Genomic DNA, 26,029 nt, shown 5'->3' with positions numbered 1-26,029 from the left:
AAGAGAAGGTTTCCTATGAGTTCGTCAACAACCGTCGCTGAACGGCGCCCAAAAACAGCGGAAGAAACGGCCTACAGGCGGGCAAACATTGCCGCGCTTCCGGGTGGCGCATTCCTGGAAGGCCTTTGGGAGAGAGCCGAGATGGTCCTGGAGGTCCGGGATCCCGAAGACGGCGTCCTCTTGGGAAATGTGTGTTCCTCAACCCCGCAGGATGTACGGCGGGCCATAGCCTACATTCATCGGCACCTGGAGGACGGTGAATGGCCCGTACGGGCCCGCCGCGAGGCTTTGGAACGTGCGGCCGCGCTGTTGGCGGAGCAGTCCGTTCGCTTCGCGGAGATCATTGCCGCGGAAAGCAGCAAGACCATCAACGAGGCCGAACGTGAGGTGCGCCGCTGCACCGAAACGTTGCGGCTCTCCGCTGCTGCGTCCAGCGAACTCAATGGTGAAACCCTCGCTTTTGACGACAGCATGGCCGGAGCAAACAAGATCGGATGGTACAGCCGCAAACCGGTGGGAATCGTCGCCGCCATCACACCGTTCAATGATCCGCTCAACCTCGTGGCACACAAGCTGGGGCCAGCGCTCATCGGAGGCAACGGCGTCGTACTTAAACCCTCGGGCCGAACGCCGCTGACTGGGCTGGCCTTCGTCCAGCTGCTGCTGGACGCCGGTGTCCCTGCCGGACGCATCGCGGCGATTGTCGCCGGACCCGGAGTCTCCGAGGCGATCGTGACGGACCCACAGGTGGACCTCATTTCCTTCACCGGCGGCCCAAAGACGGCGGACCGTATCGCTGCTGCCGCAGGTGCCAAGAAGATCCTCTCGGAACTGGGCGGCAACAACGCCACGATCGTCTGCGCCGATGCTGAACCAGCGAAAGCCTCGGAGGCAATCGTGGCCGGTGCGTTCGGAGTGGCCGGCCAGAACTGCCTGTCCGTCCAGCGCGTCTACGTCCACATTTCCCTGTTCGACGAGGTCCTCCAACACGTGATCAGCGGGACCAAGGCGCTCCGCGTCGGGGCGAAATTCGACCGCGGGACCGACATCGGCCCCCTTATTACCGAGACAGAGGCACGCCGGGTAGAGGAATGGGTGGACGAGGCCAAGGCTGCGGGCGCCACCGTCCACGTGGGCGGGCAGCGCCGCAACGCCTTCTACCAGCCGACGGTTCTCACCGACGTGCCGTCCGACTGCCGGGTCATCCGCGAGGAAGTGTTCGGCCCGGTGGTCAGCATCATGCCGTTTATCCAGGTCTCCGACGCCATCCACGCAGCCAATGATTCCGAGTACGGGCTCCAAGCGGGCGTTTTCACCGAATCACTTGAGCTGGCTTTGGCGATTGCTGACAAGCTGCTCGTGGGGGCCGTGGTGATCAACGAGACCAGCGACGTCCGGATCGATTCCATGCCGTTTGGCGGGTTCAAGAAATCCGGTGTTGGGCGTGAAGGCGTCAAGCACGCCGTCCGTGAGATGACCGAACCCAAAAGCACCATCATCAAACTGACCGAGCCGGCCACCGGGTGGCAACAGCTGACGACCGCAGAACGGAATGCATCATGACCACCCACCAAATCGCGGTGATCCCGGGCGACGGCATCGGCAAGGAAGTTGTCCCGGCGGCCATCGAATGCCTTGAACGCATCGCTGGACTCCACTCGTTGAACCTTGAGTTCACCTATTTCGACTGGGGATCGGACTACTACGCCGAACACGGGCGCATGATGCCGCTTGACGGGCTCGAACAGCTGTCAGCGCACGATGCCATTTTCCTCGGTGCCGTGGGTTCTCCGGCTGTGCCGGACGCAGAGTCCCTATGGGGTCTGCTGATTCCTATCCGCCGGGAATTCCAGCAATACATCAACCTCCGCCCGGTGAAAACGCTCGACGGCGTGAAGTCACCCCTTGCGTCCAAGGAACCGATCGATATCCTCATCGTTCGTGAAAACAACGAAGGGGAGTACTCGGAGGTTGGCGGCCGGACCTATCGCGGGCTGCCGCATGAAACCGCGGTCCAGGAAACCATGTTCACCCGCCTGGGAGTATCGCGGGCCGCACACTACGCCGCATCGCTCGCATCCTCCCGGAAGGGCCGACTGACCTCGGCAACCAAGAGCAACGGCATCATCCACACCATGCCGTTCTGGGACGAAGTGGTGGAAGAAACAGCCCGCCTCTATCCCGAAGTGGCGCTCACCAGCGAACTTGTGGACGCGTTGGCCGCGCACCTGGTCCTGAAACCCTGGACCTTTGATGTGATCGTTGCTTCCAACCTGCTCGGCGACATTCTCTCGGACTTGGGTAGCGCCGTCACCGGCTCCATCGGAGTTGCCCCGAGTGCCAACCTCAATCCCGAAGGTGACTTCCCGTCCCTCTTCGAACCTGTCCACGGATCAGCACCGGACATTGCAGGCAAAGGCCTGGCCAACCCCGTGGGCCAGATGTGGTCGGGGGCCATGATGCTTCAGCACCTCGGGCATTCGGAAGCTGCCGAGCACCTCCAATTGGCCTTCGAGTCTGTCCTCCGCGAGGGGCTTGGCACACGCGACGTCGGAGGACCGTCCTCGACGTCCGAATTCACCGCAGCGGTCCTGGTCGCCATTGACGCCATCCGCGCCGTTGGCGCCGTTGGCGCCGTTGGCGCGATGGACGCCATGACCGGGAACAAGCCGGCGGCAGCAACGGCGTCGTCATGACAGCTACGGAACGCGAGCGGCCCGTAGTCGTAGCACTGTACCGTGAGGCTTTGCCGCCCCGGCTGCAGGAGATCGAGGAGCTGGCGGATGTCCGCCTTACCAAGGCCGACGGGCTTGCTGAGGCGCTGGACGGCGCGGACGTGTTGTACCAGTGGCATTCATTCTCACCTGCCTTGAAGGAGAACTGGGCTGCAGCCTCGTCGCTGAAGTGGGTCCATGTCTCGGCGGCAGGCGTGGATCAGCTCCTCTTCGAGGAGCTGATCCAGAGCGACGTTGTGTGCACGAACTCCCGGGGTGTGCTGAGCCGGGCCATCGCCGAATTTGCCCTTGGTTTCGTCCTGGATTTGGCCAAGGATATGCAGGGTTCGTTCCGGCTCCAGCAGCAACAGCGCTGGCAACACCGGGTCACCCGAAAGATTCAGGGCCGGAGCGTGCTGGTAGTGGGCACAGGCTCCATCGGACGTGAAACCGCGCGCCTGTTCCGTGCCGTGGGCATGGAAGTCAGCGGTGCCGGACGCACAGCTCGTCCTGGGGACGATGAGTTCGACTGGATCTACTCCTCCCAAGACCTGCCCGGCATCGTCAATGACTTTGATTATGTGGTGCTCGCCGCTCCGCTGACTGCGGAGACCAGAGGGCTGGTGAACGTCGACGTGCTTGCCTCCATGAAACCGTCGGCGCACCTGATCAACGTCGGCCGCTCCGAACTTGTTCACACCGGCGCCCTTACTGAAGCACTGGCATCGGGTTCCATCGCCGGTGCCGCCCTCGATGTCGTACACCCGGAGCCGTTACCTGGGGGACACGCGCTTTGGAGCATGGAGAACGTCATCGTCACCCCTCACATGAGCGGTGACACCGAGGACCATCTTGACGATCTCGGAAGACTGTTCGTGGACAACCTCCGTCTCTTCATTAAGGGCCAGCAGCTTCAAAACGTCGTGGACAAGTCCCTCGGATTCGTCTCAGTTCCCTGACCTTCCTGTTTCAATGGATCCCGTCACGCGCGTCTTGGGGCGCCGCTGGATTCCCTGGGGATAAGGGTGGGCATGGATTTCCGGATGTGGGGTTCCTTGCCCTGGTTGACGATGAGATCAATGGCGGTGCTGGCGATCTGGGCTAGGGGCACCCGGACCGACGACAGTGGGGTGGAGAGCCTGGCCGAAAGGGGAGTGTCGTTGTATCCGACGAGCGACAGGTCCTTCCCGACGGTGATCCCGAAGCGGTGCGCTGCGGCGATGATGCCCAGCGCTATGTTGTCGTTGGCCGCGAACACGGCCGTCGGCCGCTTCCCGGAGCCTCCGCCTAGCAGCGCTTCTCCGGCCGTGAATCCGCTCTCAATTCCATAGCCGGCGGCGATCAACCATTCCCGGGGAGGGTTAATGCCGGCTTCGTCGAATGCCCGGTGTGCGCCTGCGAGACGCCCGACGCCGCTGGAGGTGAAGGAGGGTCCGGTCACCACTGCGATGTCGCGGTGCCCCAGATCGAGGAGGTGCCGGACGGCGAGGTATCCGCCCACTTCGTCGTCGCCGATTGCGGAGGGGCTCACGCCGTCGGTGCGCAGGACCAAGGCGTGCGTGACGCCGCGTTTGCGTAGCAGGCGGGGCAGGTCGTCGTCGAGCCGGGCTGTTGCCAGGATCAGCCCGTCAACGTTGCGGTCCAGCAGGGTTTCGGCGGCGCGGCGTTCGTCTTCGGGGTCATCGCCGCTGGTGGCGACCATGGCAAAGTAGCCGCGGTCCGACGCCGCGCGTTCCAGTTCCTCGAACAGCAGTGCCATGACGGTGTCGCTCAGGCGCGGCACGAGCACCCCTAGCGTCCGGGTTTCCCCCCGGCGCAGGCTTGATGCGAAGGAGTTCCGGCGGTAGCCGAGTTCCTCGGCAATCTTCCGGACGTGCTGGGCGGCGACCGAGCGCGATACCGGCCCCCGCTCGTCAAGGGCGCGGCTGGCGGTGGAAAGACTCACGCCACTGGCCGCGGCAACATCCCGCAATGTGACGCTTGCGCCTGGTTCGGCCGGTTCCATGTGAATACTCCTGTTCGGGATTGTCCTAGAAGACACTCTATTTCCTCCTTGTGTTTGGCAGGCCCTTGACAGTGAGCCGGAACACACCACACAATGAAAACGTTCCCGCAAACGTTCTCACATTGTAGCGGGACTACGATCAAGAAAACAGAGGAAGCTCTCATGACCATCGATCTTCGCGGGCTCGTTCCCGCACCTGTAACCCCGTTCAACCGGGACGGCAGCGTCGACGTCGACGCGATCCACCGCCTGGGTGGCTGGCTCGCCGGCGTCGAGGGCGTCAAGGGCCTGGTGGTCCTGGGCCACGCAGGCGAAGGGACCTTCTTGACCCAGGAGGAGCAGGTCCTTGTCATCCGGGAATTCAAGAACGCCGTCAATGGCGAAATCCCGATCATCGCCGGCATCACGGGGGAGGGCAACATGGTTGCCGCCCTTGAAGCCAAGCGCGCGGTCGAGGCCGGAGCATCTGCCGGTCTGGTCTACCCATCCCACGGCTGGCTGCGCTTCGGGTACCAGAAGGGCGCCCCGCAGACCCGCTACAAGGAAATCTACGAAACGTCCGGGCTGCCGCTCATTCTCTTCCAGTACCCGGATGCCACGAAGGCCACCTACGATCTCGAGACCCAGCTGGAGATCGCCGGGCAGGAAGGGGTGTTCGCCACCAAGAACGGCGTGCGGAACATGAAGCGCTGGGACACCGAAATCCCCGTCCTTCGCGCCACCTTCCCGGAGCTGCAGATCCTGACCTGCCATGACGAGTACCTGCTGCACACCATGTTCGACGTCGACGGTGCACTGGTCGGCTACGGCGGGCTCGCCCCCGAACCGCTTGTGGAGCTGATCGCGGCCGGCAAGGCCAAGGACTACGCCGCGGCGCGCGCCATTCACGACCGCCTCCTGCCGGTGACCAAGAACGTCTACCACCGCGGGTCCCATATGGAAGGTACCGTCGCCCTCAAGGAAGGCCTCGTCGCCCGCGGCATCCTGGAGCACGCCACCGTCCGGCCGCCGCTGCTTCCCTTGGCTGAAGGCGCCAGCGATGAAATCGCACGGGCCCTGAAGTCCGCGAACCTGGGCAGCGTCACCGTTCCCGCCTGATCCTCAGCGATCCCAAGGGTGGCGGGCCAAGCGCCCGCCATCCTCCCCCCCAAATTTTCACTCTCTCCAACCTTGGTCAACGACGACCCCCAGCACCGCAGCTGGAGAAGGAGGACTCGCAAAATGCGCGAGCTGAACAAGACGGCCCCCGCCTTTAAGGACTACCCGGCGCAGGCGGCCTCTGCAGCAGGTGCCGCGCCCTCGGGCGGCACGTCCACGTTCTACACCCGCAGGGAAATCCGGTTTATCCTGGCCTTCGCCCTGCTGGGAACCCTGTTCGACGGCGCCGAGCTGAACCTGATCGGTTTCCCTCTCGCGTACATCTCCGACAGCCTGCACGTCTCCACCATCGCCCTGATCACGGTCGCCACGGTGCAAGGCTTCGCCTCCATCCTGGGCGGATTCGTCTTCGGCACCCTCGGGGACACCCTCGGCCGGCGCCGCACCTTCGCCATCTCCGTCCTGGCATTCGGTGTCGCCGCTACCCTCGGCGGGCTGGCAACCAACTACGAAATCTTCCTTCTGACCCGGGTGCTCGCCGGCATCGGCATGGGTGGCCTCTTCGGGCTTTCGTTCTCGATGTTTACCGAATGCTGGCAGACCAAAAAGCGCGGCACCATGGGCGGCATCATCCAGTCCATGTACTTCGTCGGCGAAATTCTCACCGCAGGCCTCATTTACCTGTTCCTGTCCACCCTGGGCCACGACCTGGGTTGGCGGGCCGGTTACATCGCGATCGGCCTGGTCAGCCTCGTGATCGGGGCAGCATCCCTGAAGCTGCTGCCCGAATCCAAGCAATGGCTCGCCTATCAGGAACACCGCAGGAACGGCACGCTCCCTCCGGAGCTGCGCCGCTCCAAAGTTCCCGTTATCGACATCTTCCGCCCGCGTTTCGCCTATGGGACCGTCCTGTTCATGATCCTTTCGACGGCGATGTTCCTGACAACCAACTCGGTGGGCGCCTACCTGTCCACCTATCTGCTCAAGACCCAGCAACTGCCCCTGGACACCGCGAGCCTGATCGTCCTGCTCGGCTACGTCTCCACGATCATCACCTACTCGACCACCGGCTTCATCTCCGACCGCATCCGCCGCAAGTACGCATTCACGGCAGCCTGCCTCTTCGGAACAGTCGGCTTCGTCTGGTTCCTGTCCCTGCTCACCTCGGGACACGCGCACATCACCGGCGCGTTCTGGACAGCCCCCGCGTTCTGGGCACTCATGATGTGCGCCGGAGGGGCAGGAGGATTCGGCGTCCTCGGTGTCTGGATGTCCGAATTCTTCCCCACCCGCATCCGCTCCACCGGATCCAGCGCCAGCTACTACGTAGGACGTGGCCTCGGCGCCGGAGTCTTCCCCCTCTTCGCACTCACCCTCGCCGGCACCGTCCCGTTCGCTCTCGCACTCGGCATCATCGGCCCCGTGGCAGGCGTCGTCTTCTCCGTCCTCACGCCCGACCGCACGGGACGCACCATCGCCGACCTCGAATAGCGGCAACAAGCCGGAGAAAGGAAAACCGGGGGATGGTCTGAATAACGGTGGATTCAGGGTTGGCCTGACACGCCGGGCAGCGTGCCTGGCGGTGTTGACAGAGGGTGATCAGGTGCTGGTGATGATGGAGTAGGCGTCGAGGTAGTCGCGGGCGTATCCGCGCGAGTAGACGGCGAGAAGCTTGGACGCGACGGGGTCTTTCAGGGAGAGGTCGACGTCGTTCGAGGGGCGTTCGGTGATGCCGTGTTCAATCAGGGCCTGGCCGCCGGCGAGGAGGAAGGCGTCGTCGGCCAGGACCTCGAGCGCGATCATGGTCGGCCACAGTGCAGTCAGGCGTGCCGCATGGACCGTGCGGAAGATTTCCTCGATGGACCCGGAATTCTGCAAGGTGAGTTGTTACAGCACCGAACAGCTACGGTCATCGTCCACGTCGTAGCTTCTTTCCGGTCCCCAGTCCAGGTGCAGGGGGAATTCCATGGTTCCGGTCGCGGGGCCGTGCAGGTCGTCGAAAACGTCCGGGGGACCAGGTGGGCGAGGGAGTCGGCGATCGTGTGCCGAGGTGTCCCTGCCGACATGACGTGCTCCTGCCTTCGAGAGTGTTCTGGCCTCATCGACAAGTCTGCGTGGTGTCATGACACCCTGAAAGATGGTGACGACGACTTTGGCTATCGTGCTCGGGACTCACTCTGGATTCGGCTTATTGCGCGTCTTTCGTATTTTGCGGGCGTCGGACCGGAGCTGAATGATCCGTGCTGCACCGGCCGCGGCTACGAGGACCCCTCCGGCGACTGCGGCGATGAACAACGCCATGCCCAGGGGGACCGTGACGGCCAGTCCGAGGAAAAAGACGTTGACCGGCTGCTGGTTCTGCAGGATGAAAATGATCAGCAATATCAGCGCAAGCAAGCCCACGACGACTGCGGCCCAAACGACGCCGGCACGTGTGGTTCTCGGCTTTGGGGCGACGGAAGCGCCCTGCGGCGCGCCGGCTGTCGGTGAGGTGGATCCAGAGAGTGGGGGACCGCCGGGCTGCGGATCGGGTATTTCGGGCATCGCTTGGTTCGAGGTCATGATTGGTCATCCTTTTGTCGATTTGTTGCCTGCCTATCAAGCATCGCCTGGCCGGGTCAAGGAGATATGGCGTGCGATTGAGTCCTTGTCCGGTCCCGGGACGGGTCAGTCCGCCTCCCGGTTGTGCCCGCTAAGCCTCTCGCCGTCGACGATGTGTTCTTCTTCGTGTTTCTCGAGTTTCTCCCCTGCGCGTGGTTCCACGGGGTGGGAGCTGGATGGTTTCTTCGGCGTCGAGTCCTGCCGGCAGTTCCCGCCCGCGTTCCATTTCGGCGTCGAACTCTGCGCCGAACAGGAGGGTGCACGGCATCGGGATGTCCCACCGCTAACATCGCAGGCTTCAAACGGTCCTGGCCGGACAAGGGGACACTCACGCCATCGATCGCCGCCCTGAGCTCGTCTCCCATGTTGTGCTCATCGGCCCGGTGGTGGATTCGGAGCACCGGACCGTCCTGCGGCAGTCTCTCGCAATGGGCTTGATTCATTGTTGGAAAGCCACTCGGGCAATGCCATCGTGTTCACCGATTACGTCAGCTCCGGCGTGCGCTGGTACCTGACCGAACTTCCAGTGATGATGTCCTACGATCTGAGATACCGGGCAAACCGCGCGTCGTCCAGCACGGGGCGCCCGTGCGGATGGCGGCTGGAATACTCGCAATCTCCCGCGTTTGAAGCTGCACGTGGCAAGGCGTCAGCGGAGGCCCTTGAGAACGTTTTTGGGCCGCTGCATCTCACCGTGCTTCGCCCCGAGGACGATGACCCAGGCGGCGAATGCCGGAATGGCGAACTGCAGCAACTTCAACTGTTTCTGCGCTGCCTGAAGCTCTTTCGATGCCCCTGCACGGGGCTCGGTGGCACCACGCGCGCCTTCGTCTGCCATCTGCTCGACTTGCTTACCCAGGGTGCCCGCGTACAGGGTCACGGCGGCGCCGGCCAAGGTGACTGCCGTCTTGTAGACGGTGTTGACGCCCACGCCGTCTTGCTTGGCAATCCGGCCCTTGTTCTCCCATGCGATGGCGACGTCGGCAATAAGATGCGTGGCAAAGGCTGCTGTTTGAACCGGCGCCCATTTCATCCAGCCGAGGCTCGAAAGCCGGGTGCGTTCGGCAGGGTCCCTGGCCTCCGCCGCAGCTCCGTTCAGGCCGATGGCGCCCATCAGAGATCCGCCGAACCAGGCGGCCGCGGACAGATCGTGAACAGCGCGGGCCAGTAGATTTCCTGCCATGATGTGGTTCCTAACGAAAAGGTCGAACATGAAGTGGGATCGAAGGTGGAGCCGAAGAACGCGGACTCTGCGCCCTAGGTCTGCCGCGAGGGGCTGTAGCGCCAAAGTCACGCTTGGGAACATACTAAGCACACTTATTACTTGAATGGTAGTCCCGGCTGCGGCCGCCAAACCATTCGCGGGGGAAACAGGCTGTGCAAGTCTGTGGTGCCTGTTCTAGTCGCAAGAGTGCTGGTCGCGTCCTAGTGCATAGGTGTTCAGGGAACGTCGCGGAGGCCCGACGGGCGATCAGCCGCATACCTCCGCAGGTCGCACTGGTGCCGGCCCGCAGCCTTTGGGGCTAGGGGGCGGGTGTGACGGTCGCGGATCCGGGCTTCGCGTAGCCGATGTTCAGGGTGTCCAGGACCGTTTGTCGGGCGTAGATGCCTGATCCGGGGGCGGTCTCGGTGAGCAGGTCGAAGGTAAGCAACAGCTGGGTGCTGTGTGCTTTGGGGTTTGATGGAACGACCACGCCGGAGGAATAGCTGAAGGGCGGGGCGACGGTGAATTCACCAGCGTCGTTGGCGAGCACAGCCGCGAGGCTGTCTGCCCGGACGTTGAATCGTGTCACCTTGATCGCGTTGCCGTTGTCGGGGCCGTCAATCCGGGCATTGAGTCGGATGAGGGGTGAACTTTCCGGCGTCCAGGATGCCGGGTCCTCATTGGTCCAGTAGTCGATGATCAGGGTGTGCGACGCGGCGTCAACTCGATGTGTCACGGAGCCGGTTCCCAGATCGTTCTTCGCCGGAACCCATGCTGGAGCTGCCGGAGGGGTGACGATAGCGGTGGGGCTCGGAGACGGTGTCGGGGCGGGCGTGGCGGCAGGAACGGGGTCGGTGGTGTGGACGCCGGCGGCGACGACCCGTTGCATTTCGGGCGCGCCTGGTGCCCCGGTGGCTCCGGGGAGGCCGGGAACAGCGCAGCCGGCGAGGGTTAGCGTCACTGCGGCGGCGATGACGGGAATGCCGGCAGGGCGCCGGGGCTGCCGGGATGCGGAGTGTCGTGGAGTCATGGCTTTTCCTTTGGTGGGAGGGGTTCTGGGCGTGCCGGGCTGCTGCAGCGCACCTCTGGAAGGCGAGGCTCTAGAGGGCCAGCTGGTTTGGGGGCTGTGGTCGCGGGCTGCGGGGTGTCAGACATGAAATCCCCGGTGGCGGCGGATTGCCTTGCGGAGCATGAAGGCGGTCTGGACCATGGTGGTGATGTAGAGGACCGGCCAGCCCACCGACAGGATGGCGGACTGCACGTCCACGGGTTGCTGCAGCCAGGCTGCGATCAGGCCGATGCTGATGATGGCGAACACCACCGCGGGCATGATGTGGGCGCTGCCGGCTCCCCGTTCGGCGCGGGCCTGTGCTGCCCAGTTGTCGGTTTGGGTGCTGGTGAAGAATTTCGTCCAGGCGCGGACAAAGTGCCCCATGCGGAGCCAGAGGTATATTTCCGCCGGTATGGCGAGGAGGGCAAAGGCGATGTCCTTGCCGGATTTGCCCTGGATTGAGGTGGCGATGCGGAGATTCAGGATGATGGCCACGAGCGGGGGGATAAGCCAGACCGGGTAGAAGACGTAGGCCTGGATGCTCAATGAGGCCGCCAGGAGCATGATGAAGGAGAGCCGGGTGAGGATGTTGAACAGCATCGAGATGTTCTCGCTCCAGCGCAAACGCAGGTTTGGATGGAAGGGCTGGCCGGCGGTGTTGCTGCGCTGTCCGGGCCACATCAGGTCGATCGCTCCGTAGTTCCACTTCACTTGCTGGCCGTCCAGGGAGCGCATGGTGGGCATGCCGCCGACGGTGGCCCGGGCGTTGGCGGAGATTTTTGTGGCGTAGCCCAGGTTCTTGATCTGCAGGGAGAGCAGCGAATCCTCTACCTCGGAGTCTTTGACCCACGGTGTTGCCTGCCGGTTGTCGATCATGACGTTTTTGAGTGCTTCCATGGACAGGATCGAGCACTGCCCGCCCAGGACCGCCATATTGCGTCCGTGCAGTAGGTTGTCCATGTTGAACGCGGCGAACTGCGCGCGCTGTCCCGCGGTCAGGAACTTGGCTGTGAAACCTTCCGCTGCTGACTCTGAAACCGTGTAGATGGCGGAGATGCCGCCGATGCGCGGGTCGGAGATGATTTCGGCTTCGAGCCGTTCCACCGCCATCTTGTCGACGACGGTGTCGCCGTCCACTCCGAGGAAATAGTCGTACTCGTCGCAGACCTGGGCGAAGCCGTAGTTCAGTGCCCCGACCTTTTTGTCCTTGTTGGAACCGATGTCATGGACGAAGACTTCCGTGCGGTAGGTAACGTCCTGGTACGTGTGTTCGTGCGGGCCGGCGAACTCCCGGGCGAGGTAGAAAGTGTCGTCGTCGCTGTTGTTGATGATCACATGGATCACGTCCGGAAGCCGGCTCTGCCTCAGCAGTGCGCGGAGCACTTCGACGATGCTCTCTTCCTCGTTGTAGGCGGGGATCACGCAGGCAATCGTGGCCCGGGCCGTATCCTCGGCCGTGCTGCGGGGGGCGATGGTCAGATAGGGGTTCTTGGTGCTGTTTTCGAGTAGTTCTGTCATAGCTGTCTCCTGGGCATAGTGCAGTGGCGGGCCTGCTTGGTGGCTGGTCCGGGTCTCGTACGAAAGGGTTCCGGGGTGAGGCGGGCTTCGCAGTTATGCGGAGCCGGAAGCGAAGTCGCGGGCGGCGGCCAGAACCCTGAGCGGGGTCTCGTCGCCCTCGCCGTCACGCAACAGCCGTGCCGGCGAGGAATCGCCCAGCATCGGGTTCATGGCGTCGAACCAGGCTTGAACTACCTCCGGGTTGCATGATTCGGACAAGGAATGGGCAATCTGGTAGGTGTCGCGGAGTCGTCTCACGGTGGGTGCGGATGGGGCGCGCTCATGGGCAATCCACTGACGCACGGCCCGGGTTTCCTTGACGGCGCCGATCTGGGCCACCAGACGCGGCCCGAGCAGATCACAGAGCGCTTCCACCAACGCGGGGACCTCCATGCTCACGGCTTCCCGGTAGGCCTTCTGCCCGCCTTCGGGTTGCTTCGGCATCGTCATTGCGGGGCTCCGGAGGCTCGGGCGTTCCCTGACCGGTCGCGGACACGGTGAATCACACTGGTTTTCGGTGGTTTCGATCGATGGATTGCACCCATACGTGCCCGGCTCCTGTCCGTTTTGTTTGGTTTCCTTCGTGTTGGAATCTATGCGCGGGAAGCTGCCGCGGCCCCGAGTGGCCGCTACCCGAATCCGGCGCGGAACGTCTGGGTGGCCGGACAAGTGCACTTGCACGGCGTGTGCCTGGGGGCGGTCGTTTCGACCGCAACACTCGGAAATCGCTACTTGGAAGACACTGAGACGCGCTTGACGGGACAGGTGTGATCGAGACGCGATTTGCCTGTGAAATCCCTTGGATTTCAACGTTGAAACGCCAGTGTGAATCCCTCTCAGGTAGCGAGATCCACCCTCCGGGTTTCGGGCGCGCGGTTCAGGGGGAGTGAATTTCCTGGTCCGAAACCGCTCCGCGGCAGGGACCACAGCCCGTCGTCGGGCTTTCCGCGTACTGCATCGGCAAGGACTTCCTTGGAAGCGCAACGACCCCGGATACTAAGTAGGCTGAGTGTTTCCGTCCGAATCGACCACCAGAAATCAAGTAGCCGCTACTCGTGCCACTACTTACCCGTGGGCTGTTTGCTCTAACCAGGAACCTTGATGCCTTTGGGGAGGACATGGGATGGATGCTGGAGTGCCGTCACGGGAGGCTCCGTTGACTTTGCGGCAAGCAGCCATGCGGGCAGGGCAGGACGTGATGTCCTTCAAAGCCCTGGCTGATGCACTAAACGGGACGGCGGCTGATCTGCGTCTGCCCGGGAACCGTGGCGCGGCCCGGTACGACCCGGTGCAGCTCCGCACCTGGCTCAGCAGCCGGGGGATGCCCGAAGAGTCCCCGGTGACGGTTAAGATCAGGGCCACCTGGGACGGTGCGAAGTGGACCATCTGCGATGTTGAAAGGTCTGTGAGTGTCACGGGCCCCCGCCTGATGGCCGCGCAACGGTCCTTGGCCGAGCGGCTCTCCGATATCCTGCGGATTGGAAGGGACCAGATACTCTTCGACGTCGTCTATGAGGCTATGTGCCCTGGCATGCTCGCATGGATGCAGGCCGAGTCCTTGAAGATCCGGGCCGACGAACTGCTGAATGAGGCCGGGCAACGGCGGGTGCACGCGATCGGGGGACTGATGGATGAAGGCATGACCCCTCCGGAAATCGCCGAGGTCGTCGGAGTGTCCTACCAGCGCATCCAGAAGATCCTGGCCGGTGCAAAAGATGCAGGATCCAAGAACTCCGGCACCGGGCACAGGGGCCCAGGCCCAACGTGCTGACGAACCGGCCACGATCCGCGGAGCGATTCCCTACCTACAGTTTGCCTATGCCGGACGGATCCGAAGCGAGTCGGCGTCTCGCCCGTTGCAAGTTGGAGGCACAGACGACGACGTCCGGGTGCCGGTCGCCCACCGCGGCTTTGAAGATGCGCAGGGCGTCAACGTAGAGGCGCATAGCTTCCTCGAGGTCTCCCCTGTCCGTCTCCAGCGTGCCGAGGTTGTTCAGCAGGGCCGCGATCTCGCGGTGTGCCGGCCCGAGCACGCGCTCCTTGATGCGCAGTGCTTCCTGAAACTCCGATGCTGCCGTTTCGAACTGGTGCTGCGCCTGGTGGATGACTGCCAGCCCGTTCAGCTGGACGGCGACCTCGTAGTGCTCGTGACCTAACCGTGTGGACCAGATCGCATTTGAGCGTCGGAACGAGTCCTCGGCCTGGTCAAACATGTTGAGGCCGATGAGCACGGTACCGAGTACGGACTGGTCCGAGGCTAGTCCTTCCGCGTCGGGAGGGCGGGCCTTCATGCGGAGCGCGACGGCCCGGAGTGCCGGGGTCGCGGCGTCGGCGAAGCGTTCCTGTGCACAGAGAAGCCCGGCAAGATTGTGGTAGACGCCAGCGAGCTCCGGTGCCGCGGGGCCGAGTTGAGACTCTATCGCCTTGCGTGCCATGGTGTAACGCTCTGAGGCTTCAGGGAACCGGCCCGTGTCTTTGGCCAGGATGCCTTGGTGGTTCCGTACAGCGGCCAGCCGGAGCGGCCGTGCCAGGTCTGCTGACGCGAGGCGCTCAGCGCGCTCAAGTACCAGCCTTGACTGGTCGTAATCTCCGGCGAGTCGAAGTTCGTTCCCGAGCCGCAGGAGGACCTCTGCCAGCCATCTGTCTCGGCCCTTCGATCCGGGCAGTCGCAGCAGCAGGTGCTCGGCTTCCTGCAGGTTGGCGATCGCCGTCCCGTGATCGCGGAGTGCCGCAGCGGCGGACGCGAGGGCCATGAGCACCCCGCTGCGGCGGGCAACGGCCGCGAGGTATGGAGGCGTCTGCGCCGGTAGCAGTCCAAGCGCCGAACCCGCGAGACGCGCCGACTCCGCCGGAGCTGCCCGGCTCAGCGCATGGCAGGCCCGCACGAGGGTCCAACTGGTGCGCTCTTCCCTGACCATTTTTCCCCCTGCAATCGCTGCCGTTTGGTTCCTGGGTTGGCTGGGGGACTTCCCGCGACGTGGCTGGGAGGAAGGCTGCCGCGACGTGCGTTCGCGTGATGGTGGGCTTCATGTCCGGCCTCCTGGCATTGTTCATGATGAGGCGGCCCCGGACTTCAGGGGTGCAGGGCCGCCCCTCGCTTCAGCGACGTGTTAGCGGCTCAGCGTGGTTATTGCCGGAGCCGGCGAGGGCGGGACCTGCCGAGACGACGACGGCGCCGATGCCTGCTGCGGCAGCCAAGAGGGCCCGCTTGAGGGTGAGTTTCGTTTCAGTCTCCTTTCCGATACGAGGTCGTGGGTGTAGGTGGCCGGGGGCCTCTCCAGCATGCTCGTTATCTGGCGATGCGGATGTCCTGTACACGCTTTTGCGCCCACGGCCCTGATGCTTTTTACCGGCCCAGCCCCGTTTGGTTCAGAGGGGTGCTGTGAGACACGGATCGCTCCCCTCTCCCTGTTTCAAGGCGACGAGTCGAATGATTTCAGCTACATCGTTCCGCTCTGTTCAAGAATCCGTAAATACGCTCTTGTACGTATGGACGGCCCGGTCCTAACCTTCTTGTACGTCGCGGTGGGCGCGGTTATAACCTTCCGCAGCCTTCCCGCCCGCTTCGAGGGGGAGCAATGGACCCTGCAGCCGACTTCGCCGCGCAGCTGAACCACCTGGGGGACCGGGAAGCGTATCTGGACGCGGCCAGCCAGCTCCTCCTGAAGCTCTTCCCCTCAGACCACGCAACCTGGAATTCCTTGGACGCGCGAGCCGGCCACGTGGAGATATTGGCCTACCCTTACTACTCTTGCCCCGAGGTGCCCAAGATGCTGCTCGAGAGGTATGACGAGCACCCGCTCGTTGTCAGCTTCCAGGCTGACAGCGTGGATGGAGATTGGCGTCCCCGCCGCCTGAGCGACGTGATCTCGGACCTCGAGCTGTACCGAACCCGCGCCTTCCAGGAAGTACTTTCGCTGCTTGACGTGAAGCGGCAGCTGGCGCTTCTCACGGTGGGCAGCCGTCTGGATTCGTTTCACTGCTGGACAATGACAACGAGGTCGAGCTGGCCCGGCAGGTCCAGCCAATGCTGCAGCTGCTCGATTCTGCGTATGCAGGCAATGCGGACAGTTCATCGGAGATAGCCGGTGCGGAAGCGTTCTCTCTCACCGCACGCGAGCAGGATGTCATGCGCTTGCTCGGTCAAGGTCTCAAGACGGCCGCAATCGGGCACCTGCTCGGCTGTAGTCCCAGGACCGTTGCGAAACACCTCGAACACGCCTACGCCAAGCTCGGGAGCAACAACCGGGTGGACGCCCTCCGCCGCCTGAGGGGCGAGGGATGACCTATGCTCAAGCTGCGCTCCGGCGCCCCATCTGCCCCGATCGCACCGTCGGGATGACTACCTCGTCTTGACTGACGCCTCCCGGGGCGAAGCATTGGTACCGCTACGACGCTGAACGAGGCCCAGCGGTCCCGCTACCTTGACGCGCCGTACACCATCGGTAATTCGATGATCTGGCCCGGCAGGTCGAGGGACCGACCCACTATGGACACTGCACGGCTCTGGTGGTTGTGGAGGTCATGAGCCCTCGGTCGCGGCGGACGGTTGAGACCCAGCAATTCACCTGGTGGTGAGGGTGATGTCGTCGAGGTACATCCAGGTGTCGTCGGCGGGGCTGGAGCCGTCGAGGTGGACGTTGAACCACAGCGTGATGGTCTGTCCCTTGTAGGCCGAGAGATCGGCGCTGAACTGGGTCCACGTGCCGGAGTCACTGGAGAGTTTGAACAGGCTGGCCAGGGTGGTGCCGCTCGTGGAGCGGAACTGCGCTTCCATCCAGTCGTACCGGCACGTGGTGCCGTTGCAGGTGTCGTCATTCGTGTGCGGCTGGTACCAGAAGGACAGGGTGGTGGTTCCGGTGGCGGGGACGGTGATGGTCTGGGACAGGCTGCTGTCACCCAACGGTTCCGCCCCGGAGGCCAGACCGAGGAGCGCGGAGCCGGTGCCGGTGTGCGCGGTGGTGGAGGCCACGGGTGCCCTGACCCCGCCGGTGGTCCAGGAGCTGAGTCCGGATTCGAAGCCGCCGTTGGTGATGGCCGAAGTGGTGGTTCCGGTGGGGGTGACCGGCGCCGAGGCCGCCGAAGCCGGTGAGGTGCCGATCGCGTTGGTCGCGGTGACGGTGAAGGTGTAGGCGGTGCCGTTGGCCAGGCCGGTGACGGTGGTGCTGGTGGCGGGCGGGTTCCCGGTCACGGTGACCGGTGCCAGGGTGGTGGCGCCGGCGTGCGGGGTGATGGTGTAGGAGGTGATCGGGGAGCCGCCGTTGGCCGGGGCGGTCCAGGACACGGTCGCGGAGGCGTTCCCGGCGGTCGCGGTGACCCCGGTCGGGGCGGCGGGTGCCGTGGCCCCGGCGGTGGGGGTGACCGGTGCCGAGGCCGCCGAGGCAACGGAGGTGCCGACGGCGTTGGTGGCGGTGACGGTGAAGGTGTAGGCGGTGCCGTTGGCCAGGCCGGTGACGTTGGTGCTGGTGGCGGGCGGGTTCCCGGTGACGGTGACCGGGGCCAGGGTGGTGGCGCCGGCGTGCGGGGTGATGGTGTAGGAGGTGACCGGGGAGCCGCCGTTGGCCGGGGCGGTCCAGGACACGGCCGCGGAGGCGTTGCCCGCGGTCGCGGTGACCCCGGTGGGGGCGGCGGGTGCCGTGGGGTTGGTCTGGGTGTTGGTGAGGGCCACGTCGTCCAGGTACATCCAGGTGTCATCGGCCGGGCTGGAACCGTCGAGGTGGACGTTGAACCAGAGCACGATGCTCTGCCCGTTGTAGGCGGAGAGGTTGGCGCTGAGCTGGGTCCAGGTGCCGGAGTCGCTGCAGAGCTTGAACAGGCTGGCCAGGACCGTGCCGCTGGTGGTGCGGACCTGCGCTTCCATCCAGTCGTAGCGGCAGGCGGTGCCGGTGCAGGTCTCGTCGGCGGTGTGCGGCTGGTACCAGAAGGACAGGGTGGAGGTCCCGGCGGCGGGGACGGTGATCATCTGGGACAGGGAACTGTCCCCGAGCGGCTCGGCCCCCGACGCCAATCCGAGGAGCGCGGAGCCGGTGCCGGTGTGGGCAACGGCGGAGGCCACCGGTGCCCTGGCGCCGCCGGTGGTCCAGGAGCTGAGCCCGGATTCGAACCCGCCGTTGACAACGCCCGGAACCGGGGCCGTCGGGGTGACCGGGGCCGAGGCCGCGGAGGGCACGGAGGTTCCGACGGCGTTCGTGGCCGTGACCGTGAACGTGTAGGCCGCGCCGTTGGTCAGCCCGGTGACGGTCGCCGTCGTCGAGGGCGGATTCCCGGTAACCGTCACCGGAGCCAGAGACGTGCCCCCGGAGGTAGGCGTCACCGCATACGAAGTGATGGGGGAGCCGCCGTTGGCCGGCGCCGTCCAGGACACCACTGCGGAGGCGTTGCCCGCCGTCGCGCTCACACCTGTCGGTGAGGCGGGTGCGGTCGGGGCCGTCGGGGTGACGGGGGCCGAGGCCGCGGAGGGCGCGGAGGTCCCGACGGCGTTCGTGGCGGTGACCGTGAACGTGTAGGCCGTGCCGTTGGTCAGTCCGGTGACGGTCGCGGTCGTCGAGGGCGGATTCCCGGTAACCGTCACCGGAGCCAGAGACGTGCCCCCGGAGGTAGGCGTCACCGCATAGGAGGTGATCGGGGAGCCGCCGTTGGCCGGCGCCGTCCACGACACGGACGCCGAGGCGTTGCCCGCCGTCGCGGTCACGCCGGTGGGCGCGGCAGGCGCGGTCGGCGCCGCTGCCACGGTGATCGTGAGGGGTGGGGTGACCGCGTCGGGGCCGGCCCCGTTGGTCGCGGCGACCGTGAACGTTGCCGTGCCGGCCGTCGTCGGGGTGCCGGAGAGGATCCCGGTGGTGGGGTCCAGGCTCAGCCCGCCGGGCAGGGCACCGGAAGACACTGCAAAGGTCGGGGCCGGGCTGCCGGTCGCGGCGAAGGTGTAGCTGTAGGCGGTGCGGGCGGTGGCGGTGCCCGGGGGAGTGTCCGCGGTGAACACCGGAGGTGCCGGTATACCGGCAGCCACCGTCTTCAGAATAATGTCATCAGCGATCATGTCGCCATCCTGCACCGCGTGCTCTGCTCCCAGCTGGAGCACATTCATCGAAGTATATGAACCGAGATCTATAAACCCGGTCGTGCTGTTCGAACGGTCAAAGAGTTTCGTGCCGTCCTGCCATACCTGGACCTGGCTTTGCGCACCATTGACTACCAGGTGAATTTTCAGGGCAAACTTTTGGCCGACGGCTACATTACCCACGCCCACGATGGTGAAGCCGGAGCCGCTAGCCCACCTCACGAACAGGCTGCCCGATCCGTTTTGACGCGATACGTCAAACAGGCGGTTGCTGCCGTTGAAGAAGCGCAAGGTGGGAACGTTACTGTTCGAAGCGCTGCCTTCGCGCGTGATGTCAAACCAGCCGCTGGCCCAAACCTCGCTGGCCGAAGCCGGCAAATTTTTCACCACGTTAGCCTCGGAACCGCTATTCCCCGTCACATGTATTTGTGCAGCGCAGGCGGGGGAGTTGGAAATTGCCGATTGCACCGTGGCGGTGGCGTCGCCCAACTGGGTGACAGTCGTCCATCTACTGAAATCATTGGTTTCAAAGTTATCGGCCACTACCACTGTGCCGGGGTCAGCGTTAGTGGGAGCCGGAGCGGTGGGGTTACAGGGGGACGTACTGGCCTGAACGCTGCCTCCCGAACCAAAGCTTGCATAAATCACTAAAGCGGCCATTACAAGCGAGGCTGCCAGAGCCGGGCGGCGCCCTCTTCGTGCCGAATTTCCCTTATGCCCCGTATTTGCCATGGGAGTGTCCCTTATGAGGTGGTATCGGTGCAGGCGCTATACCTGAGAACTGTGCGGCACGGACCACTCCCACTCGCCCCGGAGGGCTGTGTTCCTCCGGGGGCTGGCACTGGTACGCCGGAGGGCGAGGTGCCGGCTTGCCGGGACCTCGAGGGTGCCGCTGACCGGTCAGAGAGCTAGCCCAAGGACCACCGCCGGCGTTAACGACTTCATTGGTGATCCAGGCCCGCATCATGACCTCCTGTGGATGGACAGAGCCGTTCATAGTCAGCACCTCGGTGGCCGCGCGATCGAAAGCTCTCCTCATGTCATTTGGGCCCGCCTCATGACGGCCGTGAAAGCGGCCCGATCCGGAGCCTAGGTGCCGGCCAGTGCCTGGGGCGAGAGTGGGCGGCACCTGTTTTTGTGTGGGAATACTCGCATGTCCTGGGTACTGGAGCGCTCCCAGCGACCGGACTTCGAATCCGGCGCCGTTGAAAGTGTTAACACTTTCGGCTTCGGAGTGGGTCGCCAGTGCCTACTCGAAGCCGGAGGATCTCAAGTCCTCGTCGAATGCGGTCTCTAATGCGGTCTTTGTCGACCGCAGATTGGCCTCATGCTCTGGCCTGCGCGGTTTCGACCAAGCAAGTAGTCACGCGGATCTGCACACACAGTGCAGGTAGTGACGGCTCAGGAATAGGGTGTCCTGCGCCACAAAGTCGGGCACGAACCACTCCTGTGCGGCCCTTTTTCCGCGCCTAGGCTCCACGCAATGAGTCAGTAGCCAAGGGTCAGAAACAGGTCTCTCACATGCGTGGTCAACCCAAACCGCTGCCCCGCCACGTCTGGGCGGCATTCGTGTCAACACTGCTCGTACTCACAGGGCTGTCCATTTGCGACACCGCCGTTGCGGACGTAGGGACAGTCGCCCACGATGCGCTGCGGACGGGGTGGGACAGCACCGAGAGCGCGCTTTCGCCGTCGTCAGTTGCGTCCTCAACCTTCGGCAAACTGTTCTCCACGGCTGTGGACGGGCAGGTGTACGCCCAGCCGCTCGTCGTCGACAGTACCGTCATCGCAGCGACGGAGAACAATGCCGTTTACGGGTTGGACAGCACCACAGGGACGGCGAAGTGGGTACGTACCCTCGGTCCGGCCTGGCCGGCGTCGACAGTGAGCTGCGGCGACCTCACGCCTTCCATCGGCATCACGTCCACTCCGGTCTTCGACCCGGCGACAAAGTCCGTTTTCCTGATGGCCAAGACGAACGACGGATCGAGCCCGCAGCTCCCGCACTGGTACATGCACTCCCTCGATCCGGTGACCGGGGCCGAGAGGGCGGGGTTCCCTGTCCTCATTGGCGGAGCCCCGAGCAATGATCCGACCCATCCATTCAACGCCATGACCGCGATGCAGCGGCCAGGACTGCTGCTCATGAACGGGGTCGTCTACGCCGGCTTCGGCGGCCACTGCGACTACGTTCCCTTCGTCGGGTACATCGTCGGGGTGTCTACAAACGGCCGGCAGACGACGATGTGGGCCACCGAATCGGGCAACAGCAACGCGGAGGGCGGGATCTGGCAGTCCGGCGGCGGCCTGGTGTCCGATGGCGCGGGCCAGATCATAGTCACCACCGGGAACGGCATTTCCCCGGCACCGGGTGTGGGCACCACTCCACCAGCGACGCTGGCGGAGTCCGTGGTCCGGCTCCAAGTGGGTGGCGACGGCAACCTGACGCCGACCGACTTCTTCAGCCCCGCCGCCAACGCCAGGCTGAACCAAAACGACGCCGACCTCGGTTCCGGGGCCCCTGTCGCCATTCCGGACGGTTACGGCACGGCGCAGCACCCGCACCTAATGGCCCAGGTCGGAAAAGACGGCCACGTCTACCTTCTGGACCGCGACCGTTTGGGTGGCATGGCGCAGGGCCCCGGCGGAACCGACGCCGTCCTCGACGAGGCCGGTCCGTACGCCGGAGTTTGGGGGCGGCCGGCATTCCTCGGGACCAGCGGCGGCGGCTACCTTTACGACGTCGAGAACAACGGCTACTTACGTGCTTTCAAGCTCATGCCGAACAGTGCGGGCGGGGTTACCCTCGCGTCCGTCGCGACGTCCCCCGGCACCTTCGGGTACACCTCCGGTGCGCCGGCAGTGACCTCTAACGGTACGGACGGGTCTTCCGCCCTTGTCTGGGTTGTCTATGTCTCTGGACCCACCGGTGCCAACGCAGAACTGCGCGCCTACAGCGCGCTTCCGGACAGCACCGGTCACCTCCAGCAGGTGTTCAGCAGCCCACTGGGCGTAGGTTCCAAGTTCTCCTCCGTGGCCACCGACGGCGGTCGCGTGTTCGTGGGCACCCGCGACGGGCACGTGCTAGCCTTCGGCTCCCCGACAACCGCCGCAGTAGGTGCGACGGGCACCGACCTAGGCCAGGTCCCGGTAGGTGCCGCGCAGACGGGTGTAGTGACGATCACCGCGTCCAGGCCGGTATCGATCAGCTCCGTCACGGCGAGTGCTCCGTTCCAAATCGGAACCTCCCTCACGCTGCCTCAGACTCTGGCCGGCGGCGGCAGTCTCGCTGTCCCGGTGACCTTCTCGCCGTCGGCTGCCGGCCAGGCCGACGGCACGCTGACCGTCACCACGGCCGACGGCGAGACCGACATCCTCGGCGTCCACGGCGTCGGCACGAAGGACGGCTTGGGCTCGACACCGCCCGCGTTGCAGTACACGAGCGTGCCGACCCAGACGATCAGCCGGCGGACCGTCAGCATCGTCAATACAGGCACAACGGTTGTCACGATCACCGGAATCACCCTCCCGGCCAATGCAGAGCTCAGCGTGGACACCGGCACAGCGCCGGTCGTAGGTCAACAAATCCAGCCCCTCGCCTCGGTCCCGGTGTCCCTGACGTTCAGCCCCGCCACAGCAAATCCTGTGAGCGACCAGCTCGTTGTCGTCAGCGACTACGGCGCGGTGACCGTGCCGATCACCGCGACCGCCATCTCAGGGGCTGCGCACCTGCAACTGCCGCCCACGCTGGATTTCGGTGACATACCGGTGGGGACATCGACAACCCGGGACTTCAAGATACTCAATACCGGCAACATCCCGATGACCATCACCAAGGCGAAGGCGCCGCTAGGACTTTTCTCAACGACCGCACCCATCGCTGAGGGCCTGACGATTCCCGCGGGTGGCTCCGCATTCCAAAGCGTGACCTTCGCGCCGACCGCCGTCGGGCCCGCTGGAACTCAGAACACCTTCTACCTGATCACCGCCGACGACGGCCAAGGGCCACTCACTGTGATGCTCACCGGCAACGGCGTGGACGACCCAATCGCGGTCAAGGCCCAGCAGGTCGGTGCCGGCCAGCTGCAATCGAATCTTGGGAGCGCGCTTTCTTTGCAATACCCCGTGGCGTCAGGGAAATGTCAGGATTTCGTCCGTGGCGTGGTCTGCTGGTCCCCGGCGACGGGGGCGCATGAGGTCCATGGTGCGGTCTATACCCGGTATCAGGCTGCCGGCGGGGCGGCCGGGAGCCTTGGCTTCCCGACCACCGACGTCATGGGCACTCCTGACGGGGTGGGTCAGTACACCCATTTCACCGGTTCCGGGGGCTCTTCGATTTACTGGTCGCCGGCGACGGGGGCGCACGAGGTCCAGGGGGCCATCCAGGCGAAGTGGGCCGCGCTGGGCTGGGAACAGGGACGGCTGGGCTACCCGCTGACCGATGAACTGGCAACGGCTGACGGGGCGGGCCGGTACAACGATTTCTCTGGTTCCGGGGGCGCTTCGGTGTATTGGTCCCCGGCGACGGGGGCGCATGAGGTCCATGGTGCGGTCTATACCCGGTATCAGGCTGCCGGCGGGGCGGCCGGGAGCCTTGGCTTCCCGACCACCGACGTCATGGGCACTCCTGACGGGGTGGGTCAGTACACCCATTTCACCGGTTCCGGGGGCTCTTCGATTTACTGGTCGCCGGCGACGGGGGCGCACGAGGTCCAGGGGGCCATCCGGGCGAAGTGGGCCGCGCTGGGCTGGGAACAGGGACGGCTGGGCTACCCGCTGACCGATGAACTGGCAACGGCTGACGGGGCGGGCCGGTACAACGATTTCTCTGGTTCCGGGGGCGCTTCGGTGTATTGGTCCCCGGCGACGGGGGCGCATGAGGTCCATGGTGCGGTCTATACCCGGTATCAGGCTGCCGGCGGGGCGGCCGGGAGCCTTGGCTTCCCGACCACCGACGTCATGGGCACTCCTGACGGGGTGGGTCAGTACACCCATTTCACCGGTTCCGGGGGCTCTTCGATTTACTGGTCGCCGGCGACGGGGGCGCACGAGGTCCAGGGGGCCATCCAGGCGAAGTGGGCCGCGCTGGGCTGGGAACAGGGACGGCTGGGCTACCCGCTGACCGATGAACTGGCAACGGCTGACGGGGCGGGCCGGTACAACGATTTCTCTGGTTCCGGGGGCGCTTCGGTGTATTGGTCCCCGGCGACGGGGGCGCATGAGGTCCATGGTGCGGTCTATACCCGGTATCAGGCTGCCGGCGGGGCGGCCGGGAGCCTTGGCTTCCCGACCACCGACGTCATGGGCACTCCTGACGGGGTGGGTCAGTACACCCATTTCACCGGTTCCGGGGGCTCTTCGATTTACTGGTCGCCGGCGACGGGGGCGCACGAGGTCCAGGGGGCCATCCAGGCGAAGTGGGCCGCGCTGGGCTGGGAACAGGGACGGCTGGGCTACCCGCTGACCGACGAGTACGCAGTTCCCCTCGGTCGGGAGTCGGATTTCGGCGGCGGCCGGCTGACATGGAACTCGCAAACAGGAACGGTCAGCGGCTAGCTACTTGCTCGAAGAGCGCCCCGTCGGGCTGCAGGCTTAACGGTTCTGCAACCACGGGTCGCGCGGCACGAGCCAGCAGGGTGCAGTCCGGCCGGGCCGGAGCACGAGCCTACGCCGCCTTCGAGAGAGCAGGCAACGCTGGAACGCCTCAATGTCTGGCCGTCAGCCGGAACTTCCAAAGTTCGCGTGAATCGAGCGGGAAGCTGCTCCAGGGCTCATCCATCTTGACTTGCGTCCAGCCCTGAGGAAGTGCCTTGTCGGTCGTGATTTCAAGATGGGCACGTATCGGTTCGCCGGGCAGGTGCAGCAATCCCACGCTCAAAAGAATCCCCGCAACAAGCATCATGGGGTGGTGAGCGGCACCGTTCCGTGTACTTTGCAGAGGCATGGTTTCCTACGATTCTTGCGGTTCGCAGCGTGTCAGTGGTGGCCGCGACTAGAAAGGTACCCCGATGGTGAGCAGCCCGGTGGCTTTGACGCGTCCGGACAGAACCCGGGCGAACTCGATCGCCTCCAGACAGATCTGCTGCCCGCCGATACCGGAGGACCAGCGACCGCCTGCGGTGCCGGTGAGTTCCAGCTGGAACGGCTTCCGGTGCTTGGCTGCCCACTCGTGGACGATGTCCCCGACAATCCGCCCGTCATGGGCCGCAGTCGTGGCCAGGCTGGCGCCGGTGGCCCGGCTGATGTCAATCCGGTGCATCCAGGCATCACGCGTGTAGATGCGGTCCATCAGGTATCCGACGGACCGCACGCCTAGCGGAGGCCCCCAAGGCACCGGTATCGCCCGGACGGCAATTGGAATCTTTCGGCGCGCCGCCACCGCACGAATTGACGCCTCGGCGAGGTCCGTGAGGAGCCTTGCCGGGGCATGGCTGGCACGCTCGTGGACCTGGAGCGCATTCATCCGGTCGACGACGGGGCCGCCTGGGTGCAGCTTCTTTCCGGCCCGCACCTGATGCATACTTTCGCGGGGACTCGCCGATGCCTCCGCGGCTCCGACCAGATGCGCCACCAGTCTGCGGACGTCCCATTCGGGACAGTCCGTGGTGGCGGACCAGGCGTCCTTCGGCAACGCGGTCAGAAGGGCCAGGATGCGCCCGTATTCCTCTGTTGCCCTGTCCATCCATTCCGCGTGGCTAAGCGTGAACGTTGCCGAATCCTCCGGCTGAATTCCCCGCATGGC

General features: G+C 64.7%; 19 protein-coding genes. 9 read left to right on the top strand and 10 right to left on the bottom strand.

Annotation, left to right across the window (positions count from 1 at the left end; genetic code table 11):
- Positions 1-15 precede the first annotated feature (15 nt).
- The 3 genes from ACSVHC_RS22915 to ACSVHC_RS22905 are packed head-to-tail and all read left to right on the top strand — an operon-like array spanning position 16 to position 3,673.
- On the top strand, positions 16-1,563 hold the full coding sequence (locus ACSVHC_RS22915) for an aldehyde dehydrogenase family protein (protein ID WP_437773784.1): 1,548 nt from the start codon (positions 16-18) through the stop codon (positions 1,561-1,563).
- Positions 1,560-2,696: a tartrate dehydrogenase gene (locus ACSVHC_RS22910; RefSeq protein WP_437773785.1), complete on the top strand. Its 1,137-nt coding sequence runs from the start codon at positions 1,560-1,562 to the stop codon at positions 2,694-2,696. Before ACSVHC_RS22915 ends, ACSVHC_RS22910 begins: the two co-directional genes overlap by 4 nt.
- A complete protein-coding gene (locus ACSVHC_RS22905) occupies positions 2,693-3,673 on the top strand; it encodes a D-2-hydroxyacid dehydrogenase (RefSeq protein ID WP_437773786.1) in 981 nt (326 codons plus the stop codon). The genes ACSVHC_RS22910 and ACSVHC_RS22905 overlap by 4 nt, the downstream gene beginning before the upstream one ends.
- Positions 3,674-3,696: 23 nt before the next feature.
- On the opposite strand, the gene ACSVHC_RS22900 is transcribed toward ACSVHC_RS22905, so the two are convergent.
- On the bottom strand, positions 3,697-4,719 hold the full coding sequence (locus tag ACSVHC_RS22900) for a LacI family DNA-binding transcriptional regulator (protein ID WP_437773787.1): 1,023 nt from the start codon (positions 4,717-4,719) through the stop codon (positions 3,697-3,699).
- 162 nt (positions 4,720-4,881) lie between these two features.
- Here ACSVHC_RS22900 and ACSVHC_RS22895 point away from each other — a divergent pair, with 162 nt between their 5' ends.
- Together ACSVHC_RS22895 and ACSVHC_RS22890 are read left to right on the top strand one after the other, a co-directional pair.
- Positions 4,882-5,817 (top strand): dihydrodipicolinate synthase family protein, encoded by a 936-nt coding sequence (locus tag ACSVHC_RS22895; protein ID WP_437773788.1) that lies wholly within the window; start codon positions 4,882-4,884, stop codon positions 5,815-5,817.
- Positions 5,818-5,940: 123 nt separating this feature from the next.
- Positions 5,941-7,308, top strand: coding sequence for an MFS transporter (locus tag ACSVHC_RS22890; protein ID WP_437773789.1), 1,368 nt, complete (start codon positions 5,941-5,943; stop codon positions 7,306-7,308).
- A 108-nt stretch (positions 7,309-7,416) separates the two neighbouring features.
- On the opposite strand, the gene ACSVHC_RS22885 is transcribed toward ACSVHC_RS22890, so the two are convergent.
- From ACSVHC_RS22885 to ACSVHC_RS22860, 6 genes are all read right to left on the bottom strand, one after another.
- Complete coding sequence (locus ACSVHC_RS22885; RefSeq protein WP_437773790.1) at positions 7,417-7,695, bottom strand: hypothetical protein; 279 nt, start codon at positions 7,693-7,695, stop codon at positions 7,417-7,419.
- A gap of 294 nt (positions 7,696-7,989) precedes the next feature.
- The gene (locus ACSVHC_RS22880) at positions 7,990-8,379 is read right to left on the bottom strand and encodes a lipopolysaccharide assembly protein LapA domain-containing protein (protein ID WP_437773791.1); all 390 of its coding nucleotides are present in this window, start codon (positions 8,377-8,379) and stop codon (positions 7,990-7,992) included.
- Between the two features lie 688 nt (positions 8,380-9,067).
- On the bottom strand, positions 9,068-9,601 hold the full coding sequence (locus ACSVHC_RS22875; RefSeq protein ID WP_437773792.1) for a hypothetical protein: 534 nt from the start codon (positions 9,599-9,601) through the stop codon (positions 9,068-9,070).
- Positions 9,602-9,941: 340 nt separating this feature from the next.
- Positions 9,942-10,652, bottom strand: coding sequence for a hypothetical protein (locus ACSVHC_RS22870; protein ID WP_437773793.1), 711 nt, complete (start codon positions 10,650-10,652; stop codon positions 9,942-9,944).
- A gap of 117 nt (positions 10,653-10,769) precedes the next feature.
- The gene (locus ACSVHC_RS22865) at positions 10,770-12,191 is read right to left on the bottom strand and encodes a glycosyltransferase family 2 protein (protein WP_437773794.1); all 1,422 of its coding nucleotides are present in this window, start codon (positions 12,189-12,191) and stop codon (positions 10,770-10,772) included.
- A gap of 93 nt (positions 12,192-12,284) precedes the next feature.
- Entirely contained in the window at positions 12,285-12,680 is a 396-nt protein-coding gene (locus ACSVHC_RS22860) for a hypothetical protein (protein WP_437773795.1), read from the bottom strand.
- Positions 12,681-13,353: 673 nt separating this feature from the next.
- Here ACSVHC_RS22860 and ACSVHC_RS22855 point away from each other — a divergent pair.
- Positions 13,354-14,001, top strand: coding sequence for a helix-turn-helix domain-containing protein (locus tag ACSVHC_RS22855; RefSeq protein ID WP_437773796.1), 648 nt, complete (start codon positions 13,354-13,356; stop codon positions 13,999-14,001).
- A gap of 34 nt (positions 14,002-14,035) precedes the next feature.
- On the opposite strand, the gene ACSVHC_RS22850 is transcribed toward ACSVHC_RS22855, so the two are convergent.
- Positions 14,036-15,148, bottom strand: a complete 1,113-nt coding sequence (locus ACSVHC_RS22850) for a tetratricopeptide repeat protein (RefSeq protein WP_437773797.1) — start codon at positions 15,146-15,148, stop codon at positions 14,036-14,038.
- A 660-nt stretch (positions 15,149-15,808) separates the two neighbouring features.
- Between ACSVHC_RS22850 and ACSVHC_RS22845 the strand changes: the two genes are divergently transcribed.
- Positions 15,809-16,315, top strand: coding sequence for a hypothetical protein (locus tag ACSVHC_RS22845; RefSeq protein ID WP_437773798.1), 507 nt, complete (start codon positions 15,809-15,811; stop codon positions 16,313-16,315).
- Positions 16,258-16,515, top strand: a complete 258-nt coding sequence (locus ACSVHC_RS22840; RefSeq protein WP_439181346.1) for a response regulator transcription factor — start codon at positions 16,258-16,260, stop codon at positions 16,513-16,515. The genes ACSVHC_RS22845 and ACSVHC_RS22840 overlap by 58 nt, the downstream gene beginning before the upstream one ends.
- Before the next feature lie 279 nt (positions 16,516-16,794).
- On the opposite strand, the gene ACSVHC_RS22835 is transcribed toward ACSVHC_RS22840, so the two are convergent.
- Positions 16,795-19,674: a fibronectin type III domain-containing protein gene (locus ACSVHC_RS22835; RefSeq protein ID WP_439181345.1), complete on the bottom strand. Its 2,880-nt coding sequence runs from the start codon at positions 19,672-19,674 to the stop codon at positions 16,795-16,797.
- Positions 19,675-20,808: 1,134 nt separating this feature from the next.
- On the opposite strand from ACSVHC_RS22835, the gene ACSVHC_RS22830 reads away from it, so the two are divergent.
- Positions 20,809-24,843 carry a choice-of-anchor D domain-containing protein gene (locus tag ACSVHC_RS22830; protein WP_439181343.1) on the top strand — a complete coding sequence of 1,345 codons (4,035 nt, stop codon included), beginning with the start codon at positions 20,809-20,811 and terminating at the stop codon, positions 24,841-24,843.
- Positions 24,844-25,279: 436 nt separating this feature from the next.
- On the opposite strand, the gene ACSVHC_RS22825 is transcribed toward ACSVHC_RS22830, so the two are convergent.
- Positions 25,280-26,026 carry a maleylpyruvate isomerase family mycothiol-dependent enzyme gene (locus ACSVHC_RS22825; protein ID WP_437773803.1) on the bottom strand — a complete coding sequence of 249 codons (747 nt, stop codon included), beginning with the start codon at positions 26,024-26,026 and terminating at the stop codon, positions 25,280-25,282.
- Positions 26,027-26,029: the final 3 nt, after the last annotated feature.

Source organism: Arthrobacter sp. KNU-44, from assembly GCF_051843155.1.
GTDB lineage: Bacteria > Actinomycetota > Actinomycetes > Actinomycetales > Micrococcaceae > Arthrobacter.
This window is presented reverse-complemented; position numbering and strand designations above follow the sequence as displayed.